The following is a 21662-nucleotide window of genomic DNA, read 5'->3' as shown; positions in this document are numbered from 1 at the left end:
ATCCCGGCCTCCCACGCTCAAGGAAACGCATGGTACTCGGACCACCGAAGGACGACACGCTCAAGAAAGACCTCGATGTGCAAGGAGGCGGCCAGAGCCGCGGCGTACCGGCCGCCGGCCAGGTCGAGGGCAATGCCGTCAACCCGATGGGCCCTACCGAGGACAATCCCGGTGTGAATCACTGGCAAGCCAGCTATATCGAGCACGGCGGCCTGGACGAGCGCGGCAACATCTTCTTTGCCGCCGTGGAAATGACGCGCATGCCGATGCTGATCACCGACCCGCGCCAGCCCGACAACCCGATCGTGTTCGCCAACGGCGCGTTCGAAGACCTGACCGGCTACAAGCAGGAAGATATCCTCGGGCGCAACTGCCGCTTCCTGCAGGGCCCGGACACTGACCGCAACACCGTGGCCGAGCTGCGCCAGGCTGTCGCTGAAGCGCGCGCCGTGGCGGTCGACCTGCTGAACTACAAAGCCGACGGCACGCCGTTCTGGAATGCGCTGTTCTTCGGTCCGATCTTCGACAAGGAAGGGCAGCTGCTGTTTTTCTTCGCCTCGCAGATGGACATCACCGAGCGCCGCACGACGCAGGAATCGTTCCTGCAGGCGCAAAAGATGGAAGCGATCGGCCAATTGTCGGCCGGCATGGCGCACGATTTCAACAACCTGCTGCAAGTCATCAACGGCAACCTGGACGTGGCGCTGCTGGGCACCGAACGCCAGCACAAGGCGCTCGAGCCGATCCGCCGCGCCCAGCGCGCGACCATGCAGGCGGCCAAGCTCACCCAGCAACTGCTGACCTTTGCACGCAAGCAGCGGCTCGAGCCGAAGCGCCTGAGCCTGAACAGCCTCGTTGTCGAATTTTCCGACATGCTGGTGCGCACGCTGGGCGACAAGATCAACTTGCAGCTCGACCTCAAGCCAGGCTTGCCGGCCTGCACGATCGACCCGACCTATCTCGAAATGGCGCTGCTCAACGTGGTGCTCAATGCGCGCGATGCGATGCCTGGCGGTGGCGGCGTGAAGGTTGGCACGACGGTGCTGTCCGAAGAGCGGCGCCGCCAGCTGGGCCTGCGCGCCGGCGACTATGTCTGCATCTGCGTGGTCGACGAAGGCCAGGGCATGACGCCCGACGTACGGCGCCGCGCGACCGAGCCGTTCTTCACCACCAAGGGGCCGGGTACGGGCCTGGGCCTGGCGATGGTGCACGGTTTCGTGCAGCAGTCGCATGGCCGGCTGGACATCGACAGCGAACCGGGGCGCGGCACGCAGGTGCGCATGATTTTCCGGGTGGCCGATCAGGCTGACGCTGATGCGGACTCTGGCGCCACGGCGCAGGGTCCGAACGCCGATGGCAAGCGGCGCTGCCGCATCCTGGTGGTCGAAGACAATATCGACGTGCGCGAACTGGCCGAGGCGATGCTGCAGATGGCGGAGTACGACGTGGTGGCCGCGCCCAGCGGCGAGCGCGCGCTGGAGATCCTCGATGCCGACCAGGGGTTCGACCTGCTGTTTACCGATGTGATCATGCCTGGGGGAATGAACGGACTGGAGCTGATCGAGCGCGTACACGCCCGGCTGCCCGAGATGCCGGTGCTGGTCACGACCGGCTATATGGAACAGTTGCCGGGCGCCGACCTGCGCAGCGACGGCCTGAACGTGCTGGCCAAGCCGTACCAGCATCAGGACTTGCTGGACCGGATCAAGGCGGCGTTGAAGCGCGCGCCCTGAAGTCGGTTTGAACGCGTGGACGGGAAACCCGTCCGTGCGAACCAATGATTACTTCGGCCCGCCGCCCAGCAGGAATGCTAGCTTCTGCTTGCCCGGCTTGGCCGGTGCGTTGACCGGATCCGGATCCTTGCGCGGGCTGCTGGTTGGCTCGTAGGGCTTCAGGAACCACGGGTCGACGCGCTCGCGGCGCGAACCCGGGCCGGGTCCGGTGCGCGGCGTGCGTGGCGCGCCACGGCCGGCTTCGGCGTCGCGGCGCGGGCCGCGTTCGGTATCGCGTGGTGCTGCCGCGTCACGGCTGCCATCGCGCACGAATTCACGGCTGGCGTCGCGCGGTGGACGGGCAGACTCGCGGCCAAATTCACGACCCCCAACCGCATCACGCCCACGGCTGGCCGGCGCGACGAACCCGTCGAGCGTGCCGCGCGTGATCGTCTGCTTGATCAGCTTTTCGATGTCGAGCAGCAGGCGCTCGTCTTTTTCGGAATACACCGACAGCGCGTCGCCCGAGGCGCCGGCGCGGCCCGTGCGGCCGATCCGGTGCACGTAGTCTTCGGCGTTGTACGGCAGGTCGTAGTTGATCACGGCCGGCAGGTCGGTGATGTCCAGGCCGCGGGCGGCGACGTCGGTCGCGACCAGCACTTCGACACCGCCATCCTTGAACGCGTCCAGGGCCGCCATGCGCTCCTGCTGGGTCTTGTCGCCGTGGATCGCCGACGCCTTGATGCCGCGCTTTTCGAGGTGCGTCGACAGGCGCGAGGCGCCAATCTTGGTGTTCGAGAAGATGATCACCTGCTTGAGATTGCGCGAGCGGATCAGGTGCTCGACGACATCGCTCTTCTGGCCTTCCTCGACCTTGTAGACGATCTGCGTGACCTTGTCGGCGGTGGCATTGCTGCGCGCGACTTCGATGGTCAGCGGATTGTTCAGGAAGGTGTTGGCCAGCTTCTTGATCTCGGGCGAGAACGTGGCCGAGAACATCAGGTTCTGGCGCTGCTTCGGCAGCAGGTTGATAATGCGCTGCAGGTCGGGCAAAAAGCCCATGTCGAGCATGCGGTCGGCTTCGTCCATCACCAGCATCTGCACCTGGCCGAGGCTGACGTTCTTCTGCTCGATATGGTCCAGCAGGCGGCCCGGCGTGGCGATGACGATCTCGACGCCACCGCGCAGGATCTCGGTCTGCGGCTTCATGTCCATGCCGCCGAAGACGACGGTGGCGCGCAGCGGCGTGTGCTTGGCGTAAGCCTTGACGTTTTCGGCGACCTGCACCGCCAGTTCGCGGGTCGGCACGAGGATCAGCGCGCGCACCGGGTGGCGCGCCGGCGACATGCTCGGGTTGGCATGCTGCATCAGCAGCTGGATGATCGGCAGCGAGAAGCCGGCCGTCTTGCCGGTGCCGGTCTGGGCGGCGCCCATGACGTCGCGGCCCTGCAGCACGACAGGAATGGCCTCGGCCTGGATCGGCGTCGGGTGCACATAGCCCTGGTCCGTCAGCGCGCGCAGGATTTCCGGCGCCAGGCCGAAATCGGCAAAGCGCACGACCGGGACGGCGTCGGCAGCGACCAGCACGTCCACGTCTGGCGTGACAGCGACTTCGGTATTGTTCGGGGTATCAGACATAGTTTTTTCGGGAAATCATTCGTTCAGCTCTACGATCGGGCATGTTGACCCATCGCGATCGGCAGTACGCAGCGAGGGGTGACAACGGAAACCGGACGCCGGCGCAAGGCGGCGGGACCGGAAGATTGGCCTGCAAGCGGGCCGGAGAAAGCGGACGTAGAGACACTTTTAGCGGGTGACAAGATACCCGAAATCGGCAACCCTGTATATGCCCGCCACTTTTTTAAGCAGTTTATCAGAAGAAACACCAGGGAGCGTGCAGCGCGCGGCGGTGCCATCCTCACCGGATCCAGCCGCGTTGCTGGGCGGCGCGTTCGGCGGCCGGGTCAAGTGCATTGCTGGCGATGCGGGCCTCGATGGCGGCGCGCACGGCAGGCGGCGGAATGCTGCCGTCTAGCCAGGCGGCACCGGCCGTGCCCTGGGACAGGACCGGAATCGTCCAGCGCCCACGGCGCAGGCAAGCCAGGCCGGCCGTGGTATCGACCACGAAGCTGCGGCAATAGCCGCCATCCTTGGCCACGAACGTGATGCCGATGCGCACACCGCTGTCGGATGGGCCTGGCGTGGCCAGTTGCTCGGCCAGGGCCGTCACCAGTGCGCCGCGCGCGATCAGTACGCCGTTGTCGTGGTCGAGCACGGCCACGCCGGTGCCCTGCCCCAGGTGATGCCAGCCGACCGCGCCCAGTATGGCGCTGCCGAGCAACGCCGCAGCCAGCGTCACCCAGTGCAGGCCGACGACGCGGTTGGGCGCGGGCGCTTGCGGCATCGGCATCGGGCGCCCGGGGCGCAGGCTATTCAGGTGCACCACCTTGGCGCCATGCGGCACCGCGCGCTGTGTGCTGGGGCCGCCATCGTGGCCATTGGCCGAGACCCCGATGCTGCGCCCGTGCCCGCTACGCAGTTCGGCCCGGTGCTGGGCCACGCGCGCGGCCAGGACCGGATCGGCCCGCGCGGCCCGTTCGACCGCCGCACGCGCCGGCTCGGCAAGGTCGCCGTTGATGTACGCAATGAGCAAGTCGTCCGAGAATGTCATGCTGGCTGAACCCCGATGAGCGGCTAGGAAGTGATCAACCCATGTTCGTCGAGGACATCGTGCAGCAGTTCGAGCCGGATCACGGGATTATCAAGCATCAGCATATTGTGCTTTTGCTGGTTGGGCAATGGCAATAGCTCGCACCAGCGATTGGCGACCCAGCCACAGTCGTCCAGCCGGAACGGCGGCTGCACTGGCCAGCGGTGCTGCGGGACTTCGTGCAGCGAATTGAGCACGCGGTCGAGCGCATCGGCGGCGCCCTGCAGCTCGGACGGAATGCGCACGATCTGGTCGTCTTCGGCCAGTTCGGCTTCGGCCACCCACAGCCCGTTGACGCGCTGCTCGGCGGTGACGACGTTGAAACGCGCTCCGCCACGGCACAGCACCTGCAGCAGGCCCGGGGTTTCGGCGGTGGTTTCGGTGACCGAGGCGATAGTGCCGGCTGCCACGAAGCGTTCTTGCTGGGCGTCGGCTTTGCGGACCTCGTGGCCGCTGGTGAGCAGGACGACGCCGAACGGCGTGCCGTCGACGATGCAACGGCTGATCATGTCGAGGTAGCGCACCTCGAACACCTGCAGCGGCAGCACCCCGTCCGGAAACAGCACCGTACTGAGCGGGAACAGTGGCATGGAAATCGTCGACATGGGTTTATGATGACAGAATCGTCGCCAACACGGGACACGATTGCCCGGGCCCACGGCTGCTGCGAATTACCCTGCCTCAGAGCCCCCGCCGCAGCCCATCAGTCGTACGGCGAGCGCAGCGGCAGGTAGCGCACCCACTGGCGCAGGCTGCCCAGGCGCCAGACCAGGCGCGCCCAGCCGGGACCGGGTGCCGCCACCACGTGCACGCGCACTACCTTGCCCAGCACCGGTGGACACACGTACTCGAACATGCCTTCGTCACTGAATGGCAGGCGCACATCGCGCCCGGGCGCAATCTTGAGCGGACCGAACACGATCGGCACCCGGTCGCTGTTGCGTAGAAGCAGCACATCCTGCACGCCCCGCGTCAGGCGGATTTCGCCGGGCACGGCCATGCCACTGACCGTCACGCCGGGTGGAAACGCCAATAGCAACTGGTGACTGCCGCCCTTGATCGGCGCCAGCATGCTCCACAACACGGTCAAGCCGAGCGCTGCGGCCAGCACCGTCAATGGCAGATGGCGATGCAAGAATTGCCTCACATCGCACCTACGTACTTACAAGAAAGAAGATTCGGGCTAGAATGTTTCATAAAATAAATTAACAAGGGACGAGCCCGATCGGCAGCTCATTAACAAATTAGCAAAGTTGCGTGCGCCCCGTGAATGCGAGGGTGCGTATCCTGTGGAGACCTTACCGCTCCCACCTACTGCGCCACCACGGCTGCACTACACAAGGACATGCAGCAAACCCCTACCCGCCCCCCTGCCTCACCGCCGCCGCCCACCGCCGGCCACGCGCCCCTATTGATGGCGCTGCTGGTGCTCGTGATCACGCTGCTGGTGACCTGGGCGGCCTGGTCTAGCGCGCAACGCAACGCCGAGGCGCAGCTGCACGAAGCCTTCGATTATCGCACCCGCGCGATGACCTACAACATCAGCCGGCGCATGCTCGTCTACGAGCAGGTACTGCAAAGCGCACGCGGCTTCCTGCGCGGCTCGGTCGACCTGCCGCGCGCCGTGTTCGGCGAGTATTACCAGAGCCTGGACCTGGTCCAGAATTTCCCCGGCATCGGCGCGCTCGGCATCGCCACCCGGCTGGCGCCCGGCGACGTGGCGGCGCACGAGGCACAGGTGCGCGCCGACGGCTTTCCCGATTACCGCGTACAGCCGGTGCCAGCCGATCCGGCCGGCGGGACGGTGCTTGCGGTGATCTCGCACATCGAGCCGTTCAATGCGCGCAACCTGCGTGCATTCGGTTTCGACATGGCCAGCGAACCGGCGCGCCGCGCGGCGCTGCTGGCAGCGCGCGACAGCGGCCAGGCGACCCTGAGCGGCAAGGTGGTACTGGTGCAGGAAGACGATGGCAGCGCCGAGTCGGGCGTGCTGATGTACCTGCCCGTGTATCGCACGGGCCGTTTGATCGACGACGTCGCGCAGCGCCGCGCCGCGCTGACCGGCTGGATCTACGCGCCGTTTCGCGTGAATGACCTGATGCGCCGGGTGGGCGGCGTCAGTGCGCCCGAACTCGATGTCACCATCCACGATGGCGACACCCTCTCACCGGCCACGCTGCTGTACCAGTCGGCCAATGTGGCCACGCACACGGCGCCGCGCCTTTCCACGACCACGCGGATGATGATCGCGGGCCGTGTCTGGACCGTGCGGATGGGCTCCGGCGCCGCGCTGGACGCCACGCTCGACACCGCCCGCCCGCGCATGATCGCCATCGCCGGCATCGTGCTCGGCGCACTGGCCAGCCTGATCGTCTGGCTGCTGGCCAGCTCGCGCCGGCGCGCGCTGGAACTGGCGCACGCGATGACGCTCGAACTGCGCGAATCGCACGACCGCATCGCCGCCGACGGCCGCCGTACCCGCGTGATCCTCGAAACCGCCTACGACGGCTTCGTCGCGCTCGACCGCCAGGGGCGCGTGACCGACTGGAACGCGCAGGCGTCGCAGATCTTCGGCATGGAAGCCGAAGACGCCATCGGCCGTCCAGCCGAAGAATTGCTGCCCGCCGAGGGCCATGCGGCCTTCCGCAGCGCGTTCGACGCCTTCGCCAGGAGTGGCGTGGGCCCGCTGCCGGGCCAGCCGGCCGAGACCGAGGTGCTGCACACGAGCGGCCGGCGCGTGCCGGTCGAACTGGCGGTGGCGCTGTTGCCGCCGTCGGACGGCGCCGGCGCCACGGTGTTCGTGCGCGACATCACGTCGCGCCGGGCCGCCGAGGAACGCGAGCTGCAGCGCCAGGCGCGCCTGGTCGAAGCGCGGATGGCGCTGCACCGCGCGCAAAAGCTCGAAGCGGTCGGCAAGCTGACTGGCGGCGTGGCGCACGACTTCAACAACATCCTGCACATCATCAGCGCCAACGTGCAGCTGATGCTGCGCGCCGATGGTCCGCCCACGCGCAAGCGCCTGCACAACGTGCTCGATGCGGTCGATCGCGGCTCGAAGCTGGCCGGCCAGCTGCTCGCGTTCGCGCGGCGCCAGCCGCTGCACCCGAGCGTGGTCAACGTGGCCGAGCTGCTCGACCGCAGCGACAGCCTGCTGCAGCGCGCCGCCAGCGACGCCGTCACGCTCGAGCGCAGCAGCGCGCCCGACCTGTGGCCGACGCTGGTCGACCCGAACCAGCTCGAACACGTGCTGCTCAACCTCATCATCAATGCACGCGATGCGATGGACGGCGGTGGCCACATCGCGCTGCGGCTGGCAAACGTGACGATCGACGCTGCAGCCAGCCAGCTCGATCCCGAGCTGGCGCCGGGCGACTATGTGATGATCACGGTGGCCGACACGGGCCACGGCATGCCGCCCGAGGTCATGGAACACGCGTTCGAGCCGTTCTTCACGACCAAGCCGGAAGGCAAAGGGACGGGGCTGGGACTGTCGATGGCGCACGGCTTCGTGCGCCAAAGTGGCGGGCAGATCCGGCTGGCGAGCAAGCCGGACGCCGGCACCACGGTAACGATTTACCTGCCGCGCCATACGGCGCATGTGCTGCCGACGCTGGCTGCGCCGGACATTGGGGCGCTGCTGTGATGCCGGCGGGCGGCTGTCAGCCGACGCGGGTGCGGTAGCTGCCCGAGATCCGGTTGCGCCCATGTGCCTTGGCGTCGTACATCGCCAGGTCGGCGCAGTGCAGCAGCGCTTCGGCATCATCGCCGCAATCGGGATACAAGGCGTAACCGAGGCTGCCGGAGATATTCAGTTCGCGCGGGCCGTCGATGAACGGTTGCTCCAGGCAGGCCAGGATGGCGGCGGCCACGCGTTCGGTGTCCCCGGCCTGCGCGCAGCGCGGCAGCAGCACGGCGAATTCGTCGCCGCCCACCCGCGCCAGCGTGTCCGATTCACGCAGCACCCCGCGCACGCGCTCGGCCACCATGCGCAGCAGACGATCGCCCACCGCGTGGCCGTGCGTGTCGTTGACCGGCTTGAACTTGTCGAGATCAAAATAGATCAGGCCCGTCTTGTGGCCGTCGCGCGCCGCGCCCCGGATCGCCTGATGCATGCGGTCGTCGAGCAGCACGCGGTTGGGCAGCTTCGTCAGCGGGTCTTCATGCGCCATGCGCCGCATGCGCTCTTCTTCCTGCTTGCGCGCGTCGATGTTCGAGAACGTGCCGACCATGCGCAGCGGCTCATTGCGCTCGCCCCGCTCGGTGACGGTGCCACGCGCCTCGATCCAGCGCCAGCTGCCATCGCGCATGCGGATCCGGTGCACCATCGCGTAGTCGGGTGTCACGCCCTCGATATGGTCGCGCAAGGCCGCGCGCACGGCCCCGAATTCGTCCGGATGCAACAGCTCGGCCAGGCCATTGCTGCCGAACCACGAGACGGTCGCGTGTTCGCTGTCGAGGATGCGCTGCGCACTGGGCGAGAGCAGCGCCGTGCCTTGCGTGATGTCGCAATCCCAGACGCCGTCGCCGGCAGCGTTCAGCGCCAGTTTCCAGCGCGCCTCGGCTGCCGCCAGCGCCCTGAGCGCACGCCGGCGCCGGTCGGCAGCACCGATCGCCGCCCACCCCAGCACGCCCAGCACGAGCGAGACGACCACACCCACATTGCGCATCATCGCGCGTTGCTGGGTGAAGCGCGCTTCGGCGTCGTGCACGGCCTGGCCGACCGTGACCACCAGGCCGTAGTCCGGCAGCTTGTGCCAGGCATAGAAACGGTCGATGCCATCGAGGGAGCTGGTCTTGCGAAACATGCCGCTCGCATCGGCCGCTGCCGTTTGCGGCGGGTTGGCGAGCCTGGTTCCCATGTGGCGATTGCCATCCGTGCGCGAGCTGCGCGCGATGATCGTATTGTCCAGGCGCATGAGGCTCACGGTTGCATCCGGCCCGAGCTCGATGCTGTCATAAAAGCGCAGGAAGTAGGCTGGCGACATCGAGGCAGCAATCACGCCCGTCAGGCGGCCGCCGGCATCACGGATCGGGCGCGTAAACTGGACTGTCCACTGCCCGCCAGCGCGCTGCTTTTCCGGGCGACTGACATACAGCCGGTCACCATCCTGCGTGCGGTGGATGGCGAACTGGCGCACCTCACCCAGCATCATGCCCGGTGGCGCGGCGCCATCATCCGAATACAGCAGCCGCCCCGCAGCATCGGTGACGGTGAACCGGATCGGCATGCGCAGATGGCGCGCGTGTTCGGCCACATCTCGTGCGAAATCGGCCGGATCGCGCTGCCACGTACCGCGCAGCTGGACCAGCGACAAATCGATCAGCCCGACGGTGGCCTTGACCTCTTCCGAAAATGCGCGCGACAGGTTCTGGACATTGTTCTTGCCCCCGGCTTCGGCCAGCTCGGCAAAGCGCGCCTGCTCGACCGCGACCAGGCCCCAGACGACCAGCAGCATCAGCGCAAGGTACAGCAGCAGGTGGCGCAGTACGCGACGCTTGACGTAGCCGCCGAACACGGCCACGGAAGAATGGGACGACATGGGATAAGGCATGGAAGACGGCCGGATCGAGCCAGGCAGCAGGCGGACAACACATGGAATGGATAGCCGGGCGTCAAAACAATTCCTGGTGCTGCCAAATAAACGCGCCCGTCGTTGGACTGGACATTATACTGATTTATGCGTTAAAAGTTGCAAAGAGGAATTTAAAGTTGCGTAAAAATATACGGTTCAACTACGTTTCATGCGGGTGAGTTGCAGTCGATGCATGCTGGGTAGTCATTTCGACAAGTTTGTTCCGAGGGTGCTAGAGTAACGCCATGAAAGTTTTCTATAACGTCCTCGGCGTGCTGGCTGTACTGCTGGGCATCCTCGGTATCTTCCTGCCGCTACTGCCGACGACGCCCTTCCTGCTGCTCGCCTCGGCCTGTTTCGCGCGCGGTTCGGTGCGCCTGCACCGCTGGCTGATCGGGCACCGGGTGTTCGGCAAGTACATCGCCAATTTCGAGGCCGGCCATGGCATTCCGCTTAAGGGCAAGATCGTCGCGACCGTGATGCTGTGGGGCTCGATGGCATGGTCGTCACGCCACTTCGACAGCATCGCAATCCTGATCATGATGGGTGTAATCGGCGCCTGCGTGAGCACGTACATGTGGTGGTATCTGCCGACCCTCAAGCTGCCGTCCACTTCCGCCAAACCCGCCGAACCCATCGTTTCCCGTACCGAACTGCCATAAATCGCTGTTTTTCCAGCGCATCGTGATCTGATGCCCGTTTTTGTACTATCATTAGTTACATGAAACGCGACAGCAAACTCTCTTCCGTCCTCCACGTGCTGCTGCATCTGGCCCACAGCGACCGCCCGATGACGTCGGAGCAGATGGCCGGCATGCTCGGCACCAATCCGGTACTGGTACGGCGCGTGCTGGCCGGCCTGCGCGAGCGCGGCTACATCAGCTCCGAGCGCGGCCATGGCGGCGGCTGGACCGTGACGTGCGACCTGGCCCAGGTCACGCTGCGCGATGTCTACGATGCCGTCGGCGCGCCCACCGTGTTCGCGATGGGCAACCGCAACGAGCACAGCGAATGCCTCGTCGAGCGCGTCGTGAATGCCTCGCTCGAAAGTGCCTTCGCCGACGCCGAGGCGCTGCTGGTCGAGCGCCTCGGCCAGGTTAGCCTGGCCGACCTGTCGCGCGACTTCAACGGACGTTACGACAATCACCTTCATACGAGGCCAAAGCATGAGCACGACTGAACCGACACCTGCAGCGACAACGCACTATGACGCCATCATCATCGGCGGCAGCTACGCCGGCCTGTCGGCCGCGCTGCAACTGGCGCGCGCACGGCGCCGCATCCTGGTGGTCGACGCGGGCCAGCGCCGCAACCGCTACGCCGCCAACTCGCACGGCTTCCTGACACGCGACGGCCAGCCGGCCGCCGACATCGCCGCCGAGGGCCGCGCCAACGTCGCCGCCTATACCAACGTGGCCTGGCACGACGGCACGGCGACCTCGGCCCGCCAGGATGGTGATGCGTTCGTCGTCGACCTCGACGGTGCCGGCACCGTGCGCGCTGCGCGCCTCGTGCTGGCCACCGGCGTGCGCGACGACCTGCCACCCATCGACGGCCTGGCCGAGCGCTGGGGCAAGAGCGTGTTCCACTGCCCGTACTGCCACGGCTACGAACTGAACGAGGGCCGCATCGGCGTGCTGGCCAGCGGCCCGCTGTCGGTGCACCAGGCGCAGATGCTGCCGCACTGGGGCCAGGTGACGTTGTTCACCAACGGCGTGTGTCCGCTCGACGACGCGCAACGGGCCGACCTGCACGCACGCGGCGTGGAGGTCGACGAGACGCCGGTGCGCCGGCTGGTGAATGTCGCCACGGTCGTGCTGGAAGACGGGCGCCAGGAAATCATGAGCGGATTGTTCACCTACGGACGCGTGCACATGGCCAGCCCGATCGCGGAGCAACTCGGTTGCGCATTCGAACAAGGGCCGCTGGGGCCATTCATTCGCACGGACGACAGCCGACAGACCACGGTCCCAGCGGTGTTCGCCGCTGGCGACGCCATGCGCGCCGCCAGCACGGTGGCGCTGTCGGTGGCCGATGGTGCCATGGCCGGTGTCGGTGCGCATCGCTCGCTGCTGTTTGGCGTGACGCCGTTTGCGGCGCCGATGATGCCTGTCGCGGCATCGACACCGCCTGCTGGCACCCGCGAATGAGCTTCTGACCGTTTGCGTTGGCGTGACGGATAATGGCAACGTCACTTCACGGGAACCGCTTATGGAAATCATCGTCCTGGGTACGTCGGCCGGCACGCCGACCCGGCAACGCAATATGTCGGGCCTGGCGCTGCGCCTGCGCGGCGCCAGGCAGTGGGTCCTGATCGACTGCGCTGAAGGCACGCAGCACCGCATCCTGCGCACGCCCCTGTCCGTCATGAGCCTGCGCGCCGTGTTCATCACCCACCTGCACGGCGACCATTGCTACGGCCTGCCGGGGCTGCTCGCCAGCGCCGCGATGGCGGGCCGCAGCGACGCCCTGACGGTCGTCGGGCCGCCGCCGCTGCGCGGCATGATCGAAGCCATCATGGTGGCGAGCCAGCTGAGTCTACCCTTCCCGCTCGTCTGGCTGACACCTAGCGACCTGGCTGGTGACCTGGCGGATGCACCGCTCATGCCCGAGCTGGCGGTGGATGCAACGGCGTTGTCACACGGCCTTCCCTGCTGGGCCTATGGATTCACGGAGGCCGCAATGGCGCACCATCTGGACACGGAGAAATTACGTGCGGATGCCGTGCCGGCGTCGCCATTGTGGGGCGATCTCCAGAAAGGGCGCGACGTGACGCTGGCCGATGGACGCTTCATCAAGGCGACTGACTATCTGCTGCCGCCACGCAGGGCGCGACGTATCGTCGTCGCCGGCGACAACGATCGGCCAGAGCTGCTGGCCACCGCAGCGCATGGCGCGGACGTGCTGGTGCACGAGGCGACCTACACCGAAGACGTGCTGCAAAAGATCGGGCCGGGCCCGCAACATAGTTCAGCAATGCGGGTGGCGCGCTTTGCCGAAGATGCAGGCGTGCGCAACCTGGTGCTGACGCATTTCAGTCCGCGCTATCAGGACCGTGGCGCGCTGCCGATGTCGCTGCTGGAGGATGAGGCACGCGCGCAGTACAACGGCAATCTGATCCTGGCGCGCGATCTGGATCATTATGTGCTGGACCGCAGCGGCGCCCTGACGCGCACTGAGCAAGCGCCAGCCGGCGTCAGGGCGGCGCCGTCAACGTCCGACAGACAACCGCGTTGAATTGACGCCGTATTACGCTGCTTCGCCAAATTCGGTCCTGGCGACCTGCACCCGCTTCATTGCGGTATCCGGATCGATGCCCGCCATGATCAGGTTGACGATTTCCTGCTTGTCCTCCTGCCCGATCCACGCGCATTCCTTGCGGTGCGAGCAGAAATAGGCGTACCACGACACGTCGGCGGGCCGCTCCTTGCGCGGCTTCAGGCGTGCCGACACGGCAGCGCGTGTGGTCTTGGCATAGTCGACAAGCTGCGCGTCGATGGCAGACCAGTCGAACGCGGCGACGGCGTGGCGGTCAGCGTCCCAGTCGCCCTGATACTGAGCAGGCGGCCGCATCGTTGTTGGGCCGACGGCAAGGGCCGTGAGGTTGGGCAAGCCATGGGTCACGCAGAATGCCTCGACAAACCGGAGCTTTGCACCGATGCCGACAGCGACTGCGCGGTCGAGAATCAGGTCTTTGGGGTGCAGAAGCCGGGCCAGCCTGAGCAAATCCTTATAAGTGACGGGCGTGCCTTTGGTAGCGCCCGCGTGGTGCCGCAAAGCGTCGACCAGGCGCACGCCGACGTCGATATCATTGTGCGTAGGCTGTGTATCTGCGGCGGTATGAATAACCATGCGAATCTTGTCAGAAGAATCTGGCCGTGGGCCCAATCCGTCATTATGCATGGCTTTGCACGCCCGATGAATGGTGCTCGACCAGATTCCACGCCCCGTGTCCTGAGCCTCGCGGCAAGCGGATATGGCATGTGAATGTTTTGCAGAACGCTGTGCGCCATGATTTCGCCCTACAATGGGACGGATAACGTTCTGACAAACAGCACTCATGCCGATGAAGGCTGCAGGCGTCTTGCCTGGGAGGCCGACCATGATGTATGAATTCCTGTCCAACAATGCCGACGATCTGATCGAGCGTTGTATCGACAAGGTGAACAAGCGCCCTCAACGGAACGCATCCAGAGAGCAACTGCGCACTGGCATACCCATGTTTTTGGAGCAGCTGACAAAAACGCTGCATGCAGAAGAAAAGATCGACACAGCGGCTGCGATGGCCATCTCCGGCGCATCTGGCGGTGAGAGAAAGGACGCATCGGAAATGGGTGCGACGGCTGCCGCGCATGGCGCCGCATTGCTGGCGCTGGATTACACGGTGGACCAGGTAGTGCACGATTATGGTGACTTGTGCCAGGCGATCACGGACCTGGCCATCGAGCGCGACGCACCGTTTTCAGCGAATGAATTTCGGACCCTCAACCGCTGCCTGGACAACGCGATCGCCAGTGCAGTCACCGAATTCTCATTCCAACGCGACTGTGCCGTCTCTGATCGCCACGCTTCCGAAACCAACGAGCGCCTTGGTTTCCTGATGCACGAGCTGCGCAATTCACTGAGCGTGGCCACCATGGCGGTCGCGGCGATGGAAGCTGGCCAGCTGTCCATATCGGGCGCCACCGGTGCCTTGCTCAAACGTGGGCACGCGGCGATGCAGCGCCTGATCAACCTGTCCCTGGAAGATGTGCGAGCCGAGGGCGCCGCGGCGGGGCCGAAAAATATTTTTTCACTTGCCGATTTCATTCACGAAGCACGTGATTCGGCGCAACTTGACGCTGACAAGCGAGGCTCGGCGCTCGTTGTCGCTGACGTCGACAAGCTGCTGGCCATCCAGGGCGACCGGGATCTGTTGCTTGCCGCGCTGGCCAATCTGCTCAATAACGCACTGAAGTTTACGTGTGCGCATACCGCCGTCTCACTGACAGCGTATGCGGAAGGACAACGTGTTCTGATCGTTGTGCAGGACCACTGCGGTGGCTTGCCAGCGGGAAATGCAGAGAAAATGTTTTCACCGTTCACGCAACGTGGCGATGATCGCTCGGGGCTTGGCCTGGGCTTGTCGATTGCGCACCAGAGCATCTCGCGTAATGGTGGTCAGCTGTCAGTGAAGGATTTCCCGGGCGTGGGCTGTGCTTTTACAATGAATTTGCCTCGCTATCGCGCGCCTGACGGGTCTTCACCGGCTGACAATACGCATTGAACAGCGAGCCCTGCAACCTCGTGGCCACACCTTGGAGGACAGGAATCTTTGGTTATATGATACCGTTTCCGGGTTGATCGAAAGTAGCTGACCGTTCGCGCGAAATACGTCGTTGAGCGCACTTCATGATCAGCCTGTTATTCGTGCCGTTCATCTCGTTACAGGAGCATGCATTGATCACCAGCTCACTACCCTCGCTCGCAGCCGGCGTCCTCGCGGCCCTGCTTGCCGGACCAGTACTGGCGCAAGGAGAAAAAGTGTCATCCGCTGTCGAGCTGGCACGCCAGGCAGACCGGCTCAAGCCCGGCCAATGGGTATGGGCGCCGCAGATTTCGCCGCAGGGGCCGCTGCTGGTCTTCGTCGACCTGTCGAAACAGCTCGCCACTGTCTACCGCAACGGCGTGCGGATCGGCGTGAGCACCGTCTCCACCGGCAAACCCGGGCACGAGACGCCAACCGGCGTATTCACCATCCTGCAAAAGGATGCGAAGCACCGTTCCAGCAAGTACAACAACGCACCGATGCCGTTCCAGCAGCGCCTGACCTGGGACGGTGTCGCGCTGCATGCCGGTGGACTCCCGGGCTACCCGGAAAGCCATGGCTGCGTGCATCTTCCCTTCGCCTTTGCCAAGGCACTGTTCGAGACGACCGGCCATGCCACGACCGTCATCATCGCCGGCAATGCGGCCCATCCCGTCAGTACCGGGTCGGGTGACGTGCTGGCGCCGTCGGATGCCGACGTGCCGGACACCGGCTTCTGGAATCCGGAACGGTCCGCATCGGGGCCGGTGACCATCGTGATGTCGCGCAGCGACCAGGCGCTGATCGTGTTGCGCAACGGGGTCGAGATCGGCCGCTCGCCAATCTCGCTGGATCAGGGCAACGATGCCACCCATGTCCTGACGCTGACTGAAGATGCCGATGGCCAGCCGGCCTGGGTCTTTGCCGGCGTCTCGGGCCATGAGGACGAAGCCGGCCGCGTCGTCGACGAAGCCACCCGCAACCTGGTGCGCATTCCGCGCGAATTCCATGAACAGGTGGCGCCGATCCTGCGCCCTGGCACCACCTTGCTGGTGACCCAGGCGCCGCTCAGGAGCGGCAACCCGGGTACTGGTCTCACGGTGATGAGCAGCAGTCCCTAGCAGGTCAGAAGCGGCGGTGTCCGCTGTCCATTTCGCAGCGGCCGTTGAAGGCGATCATACCTTCGACGGTGATCGCGCCGCTGCGGCGATCGATGTTCAGGGTCGGCCGGTTCAATGCATTCAGGCGGAAGCGACCGCGAATCTCGTTGTGACCGACGATTAGCTCATCGATATCCCACCAGCCATCGCTGCCGCCTGAATTCATCGGTGGGATCAGCTGTTTCGGAATGCGGATACGGCCCCGATCGTCATGGATCGAAATATTCACGGTCGTGTCAAAGTCATGCTTGCCGGCGACCACTTCCGACTTCTGCTCATACTTGTGGGTGGACGAATTCCACTCCACCCCCGACCGGTTTTCGTACCGGGTGTTCTCGGCCTGGCCAAAGCACGACAGCTGGATGTCTTCGCCACCGTAACGGCGGTCATCGTTCTGACGCGTGTCGTCGGACCGTGGACGGTCAACACGTTCGTACTGCTGGGCACTGGCCGACATTGCGACCAACAGCATGGCAAGAGGAAGGATTTTCATGACTGGCTCCTGTGATTGTTGTTGAATAATAGACTTACATACCTACCGGTTCTGCAGCAGTGCCGTGCAGGTTCACATCGAACTTGCGGCGCGCAACGGCGATGCCTTCTGCCTGCAGCGCCGAATGGATCCGCGTCAGCAAGGCGTTACGGACGGTGCCCCAGCTACCGGGATCCTCGGTCCACACACTGACCACGAACCTGAGCCCGCCATCGCCGTATTCGGTCAGCATCACCCTGGGCGGTGGTTCGGTGGACAGGCCGGCGGTCGCATCCACCTGCGCGCTCAGGATCGTGAGCACGCGGTCCGGATCGGCGTCGTCGGCCACACCGATCGTGATCTCGAAGCGCCTGGTGCGGTCGTACATCGTCCAGTTCGTGAGACTCCCGTTCAGGAGCAGGCCATTGGGAATGACCGTATCGGCGCCGTCGGCCGTGCGGATGGTGGTCGAGCGCAGGCTGATCTCGCGCACGGTGCCAGAGACGCCGGCCGCATCGACCGTGTCACCGGGCTGGATCGGGCGCTCGAACATCAGCACGAGCCCGGAGACGAAGTTGTTGACGATATTTTGCAGACCGAACCCGATGCCCACGCCGAGGGCGCCGAACACGATGGCCAGTTGTCCGAGCGCCACGCCGGCGGCCGACAGCGCAATCAAAAAGCCCGCCAGCAAGACGGCGTAGTAGCTCAGCGTGGCGATACTGCTGCCCACCCCGCGCGCCAGATGACGATGGCCTGGCAATTCCTCGCGCAACACGCGGCGCACGGCGCGCGCGGTCCAGTAGGCCAGCCAGGATGACACGGCAAAGGTGAGCACTTCGCCCAGGTGCACCGAGATTTCCCCGACTTCGATGCCAAGGCCCAGGATGGTGCTCAGCGCGCTGCGCGAGGGGCGCAGCAGGCGGAAGCGGTCGAGGCTGTACAACAGCCATCCGCAGGCCGCCGCCAGCAGGAGCACGTTGACCAGCGATGTCCGCAGGTCGGCATAATTGCCGGCGCCCGTCTGACCGCGCCGCGCTGCACGGCCTGCCAGCGCCGCGCGCGCCATGTCGCGGCACACGATCGCGCAGGCATACAGCAGGATCGCCATATAGGCGCTGTCGATGATGCCGCTGGTGAGCATTTCGGCCAGCGTCACGTTGCCCACGATATTGCCGACGACGGCGATGGCCAGCAAGCCGGCAACCGTCCATGCGAGCGGCCGCACGAATGCCCGTGCACGCGACGCCAGAGCAGCCTGCGGCGCACGCTCCGGCATTGGCGTCGCCAGGCGGATCGCGTGCCAGGCCAGAACCAGCGCCAGACCATCCAGCACAAGCAGCAACGCGCGATACAGGCTGCTGTCGGCGCTTGCCAGCACACCGAGCCGGTCGACCGCATACAGCAATACCGCCGCGAACGGCCATACGGCCGAGGATCCCTGTCGCCGCTTCGGCAGCAGGCGCAACACCGGGATGAGCGCCGCCATCAGGGCGATCTCGTGCACAAGCATGGGGGCATCGGGCTCCAGCACCAGAACCCCGACCATCGACAGCAGGATCCACGTCGAAACAGGGCGGTGCAAGGCGTGGCGTGTGGTGACGGTGGTTGCGGTGACCGTGCGTCGGTTGCGCATGTTCAGCCAGACCAGCAGGATCAGCAACAGCACTTGCACCAGCAGCAGCGCATGCTGGTTGTCCGTGCCGGCAGCCTGATAGTCGATGGCGAATTGGCGTTCGATCAGCACGCCGCGCTCGATGGCGGCCCACATTTCGTGGCGCCCTCCGGCTGCGTCGAAAGCATGCCAGATCGGCGGCGAATCGATCCGGAGCAGACGCTCGTCGACCTCGGCAATGACGAGCGCCATGCGGTTGCGCTCGGCCTCGAGGCGCGTCCTGAGTTCTCCGCTACGCTGCATCAGCATCAGCTGGTCACGCAGCACGTCACCCAGCCGCGCCTCGGCATCCGCGATGCCCGACAGGATGACTTCGACCCGTTCGGACAGCACGACCGGCAACGCGCCGCTGGCCGCCGCAGCGCGTGTCGCCGTCCAGGCGGCGCGGCTGTGCGCCAGTTGCACGGCCAGCTCATCGTACGGTGTGAACACGCGGCGCGCTTGCTGGTCCCAGGCGGCCAGCCGCCGCGCATTGAAATCGAGATGGCGTGCGAGGCTCTCGAGCCGCATCACCGGCAAGCCGCGCAGCTGGACACCCATGATGTTATTGGTTCTGGCGTCCACCGCCGCCGCGATGGCGTCGAGCGCACGGGCCTGGCCGCGTGTCACCTCCGTATTCGCCGCCAGTTGCCTTGCCAGTTCGACCCTGCGCTGCTCGGCATCGGCCTGAAACAGCAGGTCCTGGACCGGGATGGCCGAGACGCTGGCCCCGGTTGGCGCCGGGTCAGGCTTGGGGGCGCCGGGAAACGCCTGGCTCGCGTTCCCGGTGCAATGCATGATTGCCATCACCAGAAAGCAAAACAGGGTACGGCTTAAGCTCGAGAAACAGGCAATCCGCATGCAGGTACCGGATTTCAAAAACGGGTATAGACGAAATGGGTAAAGAATATTATTCTCAAGACAACCTTATACGTAGTTCAATTGCCGCTAGCAACATTTTTTTCAAGCGAACGATAACGGGAGGAATACCATGCGCATGACTTCAGCGATCCTGACAACCTGTCTTGCTCTCACTGCATGCGCAGGTGCACCACCGCCGGCCACGCTGGACGGGACGGCGTGGCGCCTGGCGATGTTCCAGTCGAACGACGACGCGACCGGCACGCTGCGCCCGGCCAACGGCGACAGCTTCACGATGGCGTTCGGCAAGGACGGGCAGGTCGCGGCAAAACTCGACTGCAATCGCGGCACCGGACCATGGCGTGCCGAGCCAGCCGCCGGCAGCAGCAGCAGCAGCAGCAGCAGCAGCAGCAGCAGCAGCAGCGGCAGTATCACCATTGGCCCGCTGGCCACGACGCGCATGATGTGCCCTCCCGATCCGGTCGGTGACCGGCTGGCGCGCGATGTCGACACGCTGCGCTCCTACCGTCTGAAGGACGGCCGCCTGTACCTGATGTTGCCGGCCGACGCCGGCGTCTATGTCTGGGACCGCGTGGCGCCATGAGCGTTCCTGCCGCAGGCCCATCCGCAATGCGTGCACCATTGCAGCTGAACCCGGTACGCGCGTTGCTGATCATGGTGGTGTGGGTCGCGCTGACCATCGGCATCGGCTACGCCGTCGGCGACGGCGAGAAACACCCCCTCGCGTACGCGGCGTCCAATCAGATCGGCTGGCCCTGGCTGGCCGCGGCAGCCTTCGCAGGTATCGTGGCCTGGCTTGCCGGCGCCGACGCGATGGGCCTGCGTCGCCCCTCGCCTGCCTCATCCATCAAGCTCGTCTGGCTGCCGCTGGCCTACGTCGTCATCATGCTGACGGTCGATGCGCTGCTCGGCCTGCCGTCGCCGGGCGTGATCGCCATTCTCGCGCTGAACATGCTGTTCGTCGGCCTGTCCGAAGAACTCATGTTTCGCAGCATCGTGTTCCGGGGCCTTCTCGCACGATTCAGTATCTGGCCTGCCATCCTGCTCACGTCATTCCTGTTCGGCATCGTGCACTCGCTCAATGTCTTCACGACTGGGCAACTGGACCAGGCAGTGCTGCAATCGGCTGCCGCAGGCATGCAGGGGCTTGCCTATCTGGCCATCCGCATCCGTACCCGCTCGGTGTGGCCCATGGTGATCGTGCATGCGCTCTGGGATTTCTCGCTGATCCTTTCGGCCACGACGCACCCCGCCGAGGCCGGCGCCGATGCCGGCTGGACATGGACGCCCCTGCTCATCGCGCTGCCCGTGTTCCTGTATGGCCTGTTCTTGTTGCGTCATGTCGGCAAGAACGATGAGGGCTGGCGCGATGACGTCCCCAGTACCAAGGCAATGCCATGATGCTGCGAGCAACTCGACCCGACCGACTATTAGAAAATTTGGAGACATCCATGCCTGTATCGAATCGTTGCTGGCTCGTACCCGTGTTTCTGAGCACGGTTTTCTTCATCGCACCCGTGGCGGCGCAAGTGCAGCCCGAGGCGCCCCCTGTGCCACTGCGGTTCGCTCCCGGCCAGACTGAGGTGGAAGTGCGCGGGACCGTCACGGGTTACCAGACCCAGGCGTACACGTTCGACAGCGCCGCTGGCGGCAACGCCACCGTGCGCCTGGATCACAAGGGGCAAGCCTCGCTCTACTTCAATGTTGCGGCGCCTTCCGGTGCGACGATCTTCAACGGCAGCATGGACGGCCCACGGTTCCAGGCGATACTGCGCGAGCGCGGCCGCTACCAGGTCAGTGTCTATTTGATGCGCAATGACGCCCGCCGCGGCAAGCAAGTGCCATTCACGTTACGTATCAACCAGTCCGCATCCAACATGCAACAGCCATTGCCGCCACACGCAGATGGCCCGAGCTTCGACTGCAGCAGGGCCCGCGGCGTCATTGAAACTGCCATCTGTCGCAGCCCTGCCCTGTCCGAACTCGACGGGCGCCTCGATTTTGTGTATCGGGATGCTCTGGCAGGGGCTGGTCCCCGGCAGAGGGAAGATATCCGCAACGACCAGCGCCAGTGGCTGAACTCGCGTGCGTCATGTTCCCGGGAGTCTGCGCTGGAACGGTGCCTGACCCGACTTTACCTGGCGCGTATCAGCAGGCTCGAGCCGAAACGTTGAAGGCCGGTGGGCGGGGGGAAGCGGAGAGGGACGAACCG

Annotated in this window: 19 protein-coding genes; 11 read left to right on the top strand and 8 right to left on the bottom strand. The window is 65.2% G+C overall.

From position 1 onward, the window contains the following. The first annotated feature begins 29 nt into the window (after positions 1-29). The gene (locus tag IFU00_02630) at positions 30-1733 is read left to right on the top strand and encodes a PAS domain-containing protein (protein MBD8541175.1); all 1704 of its coding nucleotides are present in this window, start codon (positions 30-32) and stop codon (positions 1731-1733) included. A 48-nt stretch (positions 1734-1781) separates the two neighbouring features. On the opposite strand, the gene IFU00_02625 is transcribed toward IFU00_02630, so the two are convergent. The 4 genes from IFU00_02625 to IFU00_02610 all read right to left on the bottom strand — a co-directional run bounded on the left by IFU00_02625 (position 1782) and on the right by IFU00_02610 (position 5569). Next, a complete protein-coding gene (locus IFU00_02625; GenBank protein MBD8541174.1) occupies positions 1782-3350 on the bottom strand; it encodes a DEAD/DEAH box helicase in 1569 nt (522 codons plus the stop codon). Positions 3351-3630: 280 nt separating this feature from the next. Continuing rightward, positions 3631-4383 carry a hypothetical protein gene (locus IFU00_02620; protein ID MBD8541173.1) on the bottom strand — a complete coding sequence of 251 codons (753 nt, stop codon included), beginning with the start codon at positions 4381-4383 and terminating at the stop codon, positions 3631-3633. 23 nt (positions 4384-4406) lie between these two features. Next, the gene (locus IFU00_02615; GenBank protein ID MBD8541172.1) at positions 4407-5027 is read right to left on the bottom strand and encodes an LON peptidase substrate-binding domain-containing protein; all 621 of its coding nucleotides are present in this window, start codon (positions 5025-5027) and stop codon (positions 4407-4409) included. A 98-nt stretch (positions 5028-5125) separates the two neighbouring features. Further along, a complete protein-coding gene (locus IFU00_02610; protein MBD8541171.1) occupies positions 5126-5569 on the bottom strand; it encodes a hypothetical protein in 444 nt (147 codons plus the stop codon). Between the two features lie 123 nt (positions 5570-5692). On the opposite strand from IFU00_02610, the gene IFU00_02605 reads away from it, so the two are divergent. Next, complete coding sequence (locus tag IFU00_02605; protein MBD8541170.1) at positions 5693-8065, top strand: CHASE domain-containing protein; 2373 nt, start codon at positions 5693-5695, stop codon at positions 8063-8065. A gap of 16 nt (positions 8066-8081) precedes the next feature. Here the strand turns inward: IFU00_02605 and IFU00_02600 are convergent, their stop codons facing one another. Further along, complete coding sequence (locus tag IFU00_02600; GenBank protein MBD8541169.1) at positions 8082-9974, bottom strand: diguanylate cyclase; 1893 nt, start codon at positions 9972-9974, stop codon at positions 8082-8084. Between the two features lie 266 nt (positions 9975-10240). On the opposite strand from IFU00_02600, the gene IFU00_02595 reads away from it, so the two are divergent. From IFU00_02595 to IFU00_02580, 4 genes are all read left to right on the top strand, one after another. Then, the gene (locus IFU00_02595; protein ID MBD8541168.1) at positions 10241-10657 is read left to right on the top strand and encodes a YbaN family protein; all 417 of its coding nucleotides are present in this window, start codon (positions 10241-10243) and stop codon (positions 10655-10657) included. Positions 10658-10716: 59 nt separating this feature from the next. Next, positions 10717-11175, top strand: a complete 459-nt coding sequence (locus IFU00_02590) for an Rrf2 family transcriptional regulator (GenBank protein ID MBD8541167.1) — start codon at positions 10717-10719, stop codon at positions 11173-11175. Continuing rightward, the gene (locus IFU00_02585; GenBank protein ID MBD8541166.1) at positions 11162-12145 is read left to right on the top strand and encodes an NAD(P)/FAD-dependent oxidoreductase; all 984 of its coding nucleotides are present in this window, start codon (positions 11162-11164) and stop codon (positions 12143-12145) included. Before IFU00_02590 ends, IFU00_02585 begins: the two co-directional genes overlap by 14 nt. 61 nt (positions 12146-12206) lie before the next feature. Further along, complete coding sequence (locus IFU00_02580) at positions 12207-13232, top strand: ribonuclease Z (GenBank protein MBD8541165.1); 1026 nt, start codon at positions 12207-12209, stop codon at positions 13230-13232. A gap of 12 nt (positions 13233-13244) precedes the next feature. Here the strand turns inward: IFU00_02580 and IFU00_02575 are convergent, their stop codons facing one another. Continuing rightward, positions 13245-13847, bottom strand: coding sequence for a hypothetical protein (locus IFU00_02575; protein ID MBD8541164.1), 603 nt, complete (start codon positions 13845-13847; stop codon positions 13245-13247). A 253-nt stretch (positions 13848-14100) separates the two neighbouring features. On the opposite strand from IFU00_02575, the gene IFU00_02570 reads away from it, so the two are divergent. Together IFU00_02570 and IFU00_02565 are read left to right on the top strand one after the other, a co-directional pair. Then, entirely contained in the window at positions 14101-15261 is a 1161-nt protein-coding gene (locus IFU00_02570) for a HAMP domain-containing histidine kinase (protein ID MBD8541163.1), read from the top strand. 125 nt (positions 15262-15386) lie between these two features. Then, positions 15387-16403: a L,D-transpeptidase gene (locus IFU00_02565; protein ID MBD8541162.1), complete on the top strand. Its 1017-nt coding sequence runs from the start codon at positions 15387-15389 to the stop codon at positions 16401-16403. A gap of 4 nt (positions 16404-16407) precedes the next feature. On the opposite strand, the gene IFU00_02560 is transcribed toward IFU00_02565, so the two are convergent. Together IFU00_02560 and IFU00_02555 are read right to left on the bottom strand one after the other, a co-directional pair. After that, positions 16408-16935 carry a hypothetical protein gene (locus IFU00_02560; GenBank protein MBD8541161.1) on the bottom strand — a complete coding sequence of 176 codons (528 nt, stop codon included), beginning with the start codon at positions 16933-16935 and terminating at the stop codon, positions 16408-16410. A gap of 34 nt (positions 16936-16969) precedes the next feature. Beyond that, entirely contained in the window at positions 16970-19366 is a 2397-nt protein-coding gene (locus IFU00_02555) for a mechanosensitive ion channel (protein MBD8541160.1), read from the bottom strand. Between the two features lie 193 nt (positions 19367-19559). Between IFU00_02555 and IFU00_02550 the strand changes: the two genes are divergently transcribed. From IFU00_02550 to IFU00_02540, 3 genes are read left to right on the top strand one after another with little or no spacing between them, the layout of a single operon-like run. Continuing rightward, positions 19560-20033 carry an META domain-containing protein gene (locus IFU00_02550; protein ID MBD8541159.1) on the top strand — a complete coding sequence of 158 codons (474 nt, stop codon included), beginning with the start codon at positions 19560-19562 and terminating at the stop codon, positions 20031-20033. A gap of 26 nt (positions 20034-20059) precedes the next feature. Then, entirely contained in the window at positions 20060-20851 is a 792-nt protein-coding gene (locus IFU00_02545; GenBank protein ID MBD8541158.1) for a CPBP family intramembrane metalloprotease, read from the top strand. Between the two features lie 50 nt (positions 20852-20901). Continuing rightward, positions 20902-21624 carry a DUF1311 domain-containing protein gene (locus IFU00_02540; protein MBD8541157.1) on the top strand — a complete coding sequence of 241 codons (723 nt, stop codon included), beginning with the start codon at positions 20902-20904 and terminating at the stop codon, positions 21622-21624. The last annotated feature ends 38 nt before the right edge of the window (positions 21625-21662 follow it).

Source organism: Oxalobacteraceae sp. CFBP 8761 (genome assembly GCA_014841595.1).
In the GTDB taxonomy this organism is placed as follows: domain Bacteria; phylum Pseudomonadota; class Gammaproteobacteria; order Burkholderiales; family Burkholderiaceae_D; genus Telluria.
This window is presented reverse-complemented; position numbering and strand designations above follow the sequence as displayed.